Raw genomic sequence first — 4,976 nt, 5'->3', positions numbered from 1 at the left:
GCCCCTTGCGGTACTGCTCCCAGGCGTCGCTGATGTATTCCGGCGACGGTGCGTACGCGACGGTGGGGCAGAACTGCCCCTGGTCCTGCATGTAGGGCTGCAGCCGCTCGATCCACTGCGGGGCCTGGTCAATTGTCAAGTGCGCCTGGATGTATCCCAGGTTGAAGTTGATTTCCTTGATCTTGCGGATGTAGTCGGGCGGAAAGTTCTGCGCGCCGGCCAGATTGACGAACGTGGTGTATGGATCGAGAGACGAGAGCACGACGTCAGCAGAAATCGTTGTGCCGTCCCGTAGTTCGACTCCGGAGGCACGCCCGTCGGTGACCAGGATCTGTTTGACGTGCTGCTTCATCTGCACCTCGGCGCCCAACGATTCGGCCCGTCGGCACAGTGCGGTGCTCAGGGTTCCGATGCCGCCGCGCGGCATGATGTATTCGACATTGCCGCCGCCGATCAGGTAGTGATACAGCGTCGACACGTTCGAGCCCGGGGTCCACGGGCCGCCGTCGAAGGCGTCGATGGACATCGCCGCGAGTGAGCCCTGGATGCAGCGGGCCTGGTCGGGCGCCATGAATCGGCGGACCGTGTCCATCGTGCTGCCGTACCACATCTGCGCGAAATCGTGGCGCTCCTCCGGCGTGGGCTGCGCGGCGATCACCTCGATGATGTCCAGCGGGGGACCGAACGCCGAATCGACGAAATACGGTGCGAACCGGCCGATATGGGCGAAGAGGCTGCCCAGGGCTGCTGCGGTGTCGGCTCCGTGATCATCGAGCAGGTGGCGGGCCATCCGCTCCAGGTCGTTGTACATCACGAACGGGGTGTCCTCCGGCGCCCCGAACGTGCACGTCGACGTCCACTGATCCATCAACTCGAAGCCCCACTTGGTCAGCTCCAGCCGGTCGGTCATCTCCTGACGCCAGATCAGCACCGCCCATGCGCCGACGCTGTGCTTGTACCCGTCGAACAGTTCCCGGGTCGCGGCCATCCCGCCGAGGAAGTGCGCCCGTTCCAGGACAAGGACTTTCGCGCCGCCCTTGGCCAGCACATTGGCGGCGACCAGTCCGTTGTGGCCCGCTCCGATGACGATCGCGTCGTAGTCCGACATGGGAGACCTCCTGCTCGCTTGACCGCACAATGTCATAGCTGACATATTTGCGTCAATAGTGACATTTGGAGGACCGCATGCCAGCCCTGACCCGTAGCGAACGCACCCGGCAGGCGCTGTTGCACGCGGCGATGAAGCGCTTCGTCGCCGACGGCGTGCACCAAACCAGCGTCGCCGACATCGCCTCCGACGTCGGTGTCACCGAACGCACCTTCTACCGGCACTTCGCGTCCAAGCACGCGGTCATCTTCGCTGACTACGACATCGGCTTCGAGTGGTTCGCCCGCGCGCTGGCGCTGCGCCCGCACGGCGAACCCATCACCGCGTCGGTCCGAAAGGCGGTGGACGCCTTCCCTTTTGACTTCGCGATGGTCCGTGAAGCGGCCACCATCCGGTCGCGTGATCTCGACCAGGACATCATCACGACGCACATCGGCCGGATGCGCGATCAGGTCGCCGACGAGATCAGCCGCTTCATCCACGAGCGTTCCGCGCCCACCGCCGACGGTGCCATGATCGCCGACATCGCCGCGCACAGCCTGGCAACCGCCGTGTTCGCGTCGCTGGAAGCCTGGATGGCCAAGGGTGGGCAGGATGTCGACGAACTCAGCCGCCTCACCGACATCGCGCTGCGCGCACTGGAAGACGGGCTGACGCATACGCTGCGTGACGCCGGACTGGATTGATGCGCGATGACCGAGGTTCGGTTGGACACCCAAGAGCGGCTCGAACTCTGTGATCTGTTCGATGAACTCGGCCCTTCCGTTCCCACCCTGATCGACGGATGGACGGCCCACGACCTGGCCGCTCACCTGGTGTTGCGCGAACGCGATCTCATTGCCGGCCCGTGCCTCGTGCTGCCGGGTCCATTCCAGCGGTTCGCCGAGCGGCGCCGGGCCGGACTGGCCCGGGGCAACGACTTCGGTTGGCTGGTCGCGCGGATCCGGTCCGGTCCGCCGATCGGGTTCTTCCGGGTCGGATGGGTCCGCGACATGGCGAATCTGAACGAGCTCTTCGTCCACCACGAAGACGTTCGCAGGGCCAACGGAAGGCAGCCGCGGCAGCTCGCGCCGGCGATGGACGCCGCCCTGTGGCGAAATGTGCGCCGCGGCGGACGATTCCTGAGCCGACGGCTCCGCGCGTGCGGGCTCGAGATGCATTGGGCCGGAACCGAAGAGCGGGTGAGGGTTAGAGCGGGCGAGCCGGTCGCCCGGCTCGCTGGCGCGCCGGGCGAACTGCTGCTTTACGTTTTCGGGCGCCAGTCCGCGGCGCAGGTCGAACTCAGCGGACCCGAAGAGGCCGTCGCCGCGGTGCGCCGGACGCACTTCGGCATGTGACCCGCGCCCAACGTGTACTGGTTGCGAAATAATCGCCGAATTTTCGCAACCAGTACACGCTCGGCAAAGCGGCTAATTCTCGGCCGGTAGCAGCGCGATCATCGTGTCGATGATCCCCTCGGCGTTGGTCTGCCACTTGTCCCAGACGAAATGGCCGCTCGACTCGAAACTGGTTGCGCCGTGGGCCGTGGTCAGCAGCAGCGCTCCGTAGTGTCGCGCCCGTTGCGCGCCGACGATGCGGCCGACGAGTTCGAGGAACAGATCTTGCGTGCGCTCGGCCGCGCGCACCGCTGCGGTCGGATCGCCTGCGGGCGTGGTGAACATGAGGCGGTACAGGTGGGGTCGGGCGCGGCCGATGGCGAGCAGCGAATGCAACGCGGCGCGCAGGGCGTGCTCGGGGGGATCGCCCTCGGTGGCCAGGCGCTCCAGCGTGTCGCCCAGTTGGTTCAACCCGTTCGTGGCGATTGCCGTGAGCAGGGTCTCCTTGTTCGCGAAGTGGCGATAGGGCGCCGAACGTGACACGCCGGCCCGGGCGCCCACTTCGCGCAGCGTGACGGCATCCGGCCCGCCGGTGTCGAGCAGCGCGCCGGCGGCATCGAGCAACGACCGGCGGGTCGCCGCCGCAGTCTCTGATCGCGTCACCACCGGCGCAGCATAGGCCGCCGGCGGTTCGGTTGACAACGTCAACTCAGCTGGCCTAGTTTGAGATGACATTGTCAACTGAAACGGAGACATTTGATGAACCGTCGCGAGCTGATCGTCGTCACCGGCGCCTCCACCGGCATGGGCGCGGCCACCGCGAAAGAGCTGGCGCGCAGGGGGTTTCACGTGCTGGCCGGTGTCCGCCGCGACGTCGACGCCGATGCCATGCGGGCCGAAGGGATCGAGCCGTGCATCCTCGACATCACCGTCGAATCGGACGTGGCCTCCATCGCCGACCGCGTCGCCCACGACCCGCAGGGCCGGCCGCTGCGCGCGCTGATCAACAACGCGGGGATCGCGGTCAACGCGCCGGTCGAAGCGCTGCCGCTGGTCGAGTGGCGCCGAGTGTTCGAGGTCAACCTGTTCGGTCACATCGCGATGACCCAGGCGCTGCTGCCCGCGCTGCGACGCAGTGCGGGCACCGTCGTCAACATCAGTTCTGTGGGCGGCAGGGTCGCGCTGCCGACCTATGGGGCGTATGCGGGTTCCAAGTTCGCTCTCGAAGCCGTCAGCGATTCCCTGCGCCGTGAGGCCAGTGGCCTCGGGATCAAGGTCGTCGTCGTCGAACCCGGCGCGGTCAAGACCGAGATGTTGGAACGTGGGATGGCCAACGCCGACCGGCTGAAGGCCAGCCTGACCACCGATCAAATTGAGCGTTACGGCGACCTGGCGGCGGCCGTCTCGGAGCAGGCCCGTTCATTCGGGAAGGACGGTGTTTCCGGCGAAAGCGCCGCCAAGGTCATAGCGAGGGCCGCGACCGCGCCTCGTCCACGTACCCGGTACACGATCGGACGTGACGCCGCGGTCCTCGTACGGTTGGCCCGCGTGCTATCCGATCGCTTCCTCGACCGCCTGGTGCGCCTTAACCTTCGGTCCCATTACCCGGTGAACGCCTAATACTCCGCGACACGCAAACACAACCTCTTGTGTTGCCACGGCTTGTCGGACCCCAGGGGTAGTGTTTGAGGTCCAGGCTTAGCAGGCATTCCCGCAGCCAATTCGACCGTGTGAAGTGGGGTTTTGGTGTCCGAAAACATGAAGCTGATCGACCGTGTCTCGGCCATCAACTGGAACCGGCTGCAAGACGAGAAGGACGCCGAAGTCTGGGACCGGCTCACCGGCAACTTCTGGCTGCCCGAGAAGGTGCCGGTGTCCAACGACATCCCATCCTGGGGCACGCTGACCGCCAACGAGAAGCAGCTGACCATGCGGGTGTTCACGGGTCTGACGATGCTGGACACCATCCAGGGCACCGTGGGCGCGGTCAGCCTGATTCCCGACGCGCTGACCCCGCACGAGGAAGCCGTCTACACCAACATCGCGTTCATGGAGTCGGTGCACGCCAAGAGCTACAGCCAGATCTTCTCCACGCTGTGCTCGACCGCCGAGATCGACGACGCCTTCCGCTGGTCGGAGGAGAACCCCAACCTGCAGCGCAAGGCCGAGATCGTGCTCAAGTACTACCGCGGCGACGAGCCGCTGAAGCGCAAGGTGGCCTCCACGCTGCTGGAAAGCTTTTTGTTCTACTCCGGCTTCTACCTGCCCATGTACTGGTCGAGCCGGGCCAAGCTGACCAACACCGCCGACATGATCCGGCTGATCATCCGCGACGAAGCCGTGCACGGCTACTACATCGGCTACAAGTACCAGCGTGGCCTGCAATTGGTCGACGAGGAAAAGCGCACCGAGCTCAAGGACTACACCTACGAGCTGCTCTTCGACCTGTACGACAACGAGGTCGAGTACACCCAGGACCTCTACGACGAGGTCGGGCTGACCGAAGACGTCAAAAAGTTCTTGCGCTACAACGCAAACAAGGCGCTGATGAA

6 protein-coding genes are annotated in these 4,976 nt (G+C 65.4%); 4 read left to right on the top strand and 2 right to left on the bottom strand.

The features are described from left to right. Positions 1-1,108 (bottom strand): NAD(P)/FAD-dependent oxidoreductase (locus VML93_RS00140; RefSeq protein WP_325606386.1); only part of this gene is annotated, 1,108 nt, incomplete at its 3' end. A gap of 77 nt (positions 1,109-1,185) precedes the next feature. Here VML93_RS00140 and VML93_RS00135 point away from each other — a divergent pair. Both VML93_RS00135 and VML93_RS00130 read left to right on the top strand, forming a co-directional pair. Then, complete coding sequence (locus VML93_RS00135; protein WP_325606384.1) at positions 1,186-1,794, top strand: TetR/AcrR family transcriptional regulator; 609 nt, start codon at positions 1,186-1,188, stop codon at positions 1,792-1,794. A gap of 6 nt (positions 1,795-1,800) precedes the next feature. Further along, positions 1,801-2,445, top strand: coding sequence for a TIGR03085 family metal-binding protein (locus VML93_RS00130; protein ID WP_325606382.1), 645 nt, complete (start codon positions 1,801-1,803; stop codon positions 2,443-2,445). Between the two features lie 72 nt (positions 2,446-2,517). On the opposite strand, the gene VML93_RS00125 is transcribed toward VML93_RS00130, so the two are convergent. Next, on the bottom strand, positions 2,518-3,048 hold the full coding sequence (locus tag VML93_RS00125) for a TetR/AcrR family transcriptional regulator (protein ID WP_325606380.1): 531 nt from the start codon (positions 3,046-3,048) through the stop codon (positions 2,518-2,520). Positions 3,049-3,183: 135 nt separating this feature from the next. Between VML93_RS00125 and VML93_RS00120 the strand changes: the two genes are divergently transcribed. Further along, positions 3,184-4,044 carry an SDR family oxidoreductase gene (locus tag VML93_RS00120; RefSeq protein ID WP_325606378.1) on the top strand — a complete coding sequence of 287 codons (861 nt, stop codon included), beginning with the start codon at positions 3,184-3,186 and terminating at the stop codon, positions 4,042-4,044. A 126-nt stretch (positions 4,045-4,170) separates the two neighbouring features. Then, positions 4,171-4,976: class 1b ribonucleoside-diphosphate reductase subunit beta (gene nrdF / locus VML93_RS00115; RefSeq protein ID WP_325606377.1), on the top strand; the 806-nt coding region annotated here is incomplete at its 3' end.

This window comes from Mycobacterium sp. (assembly GCF_035499775.1).
Classification (GTDB): domain Bacteria; phylum Actinomycetota; class Actinomycetes; order Mycobacteriales; family Mycobacteriaceae; genus Mycobacterium.
This window is presented reverse-complemented; position numbering and strand designations above follow the sequence as displayed.

What these genes read in the sequence shown, in the direction of transcription:
- VML93_RS00120 (WP_325606378.1), top strand. Translation starts at nt 3,184, where the DNA reads ATGAACCGTCGCGAGCTGATCGTCGTCACCGGCGCCTCCACCGGCATG.
- VML93_RS00135 (WP_325606384.1), top strand. Translation starts at nt 1,186, where the DNA reads ATGCCAGCCCTGACCCGTAGCGAACGCACCCGGCAGGCGCTGTTGCAC.
- VML93_RS00130 (WP_325606382.1), top strand. Translation starts at nt 1,801, where the DNA reads ATGACCGAGGTTCGGTTGGACACCCAAGAGCGGCTCGAACTCTGTGAT.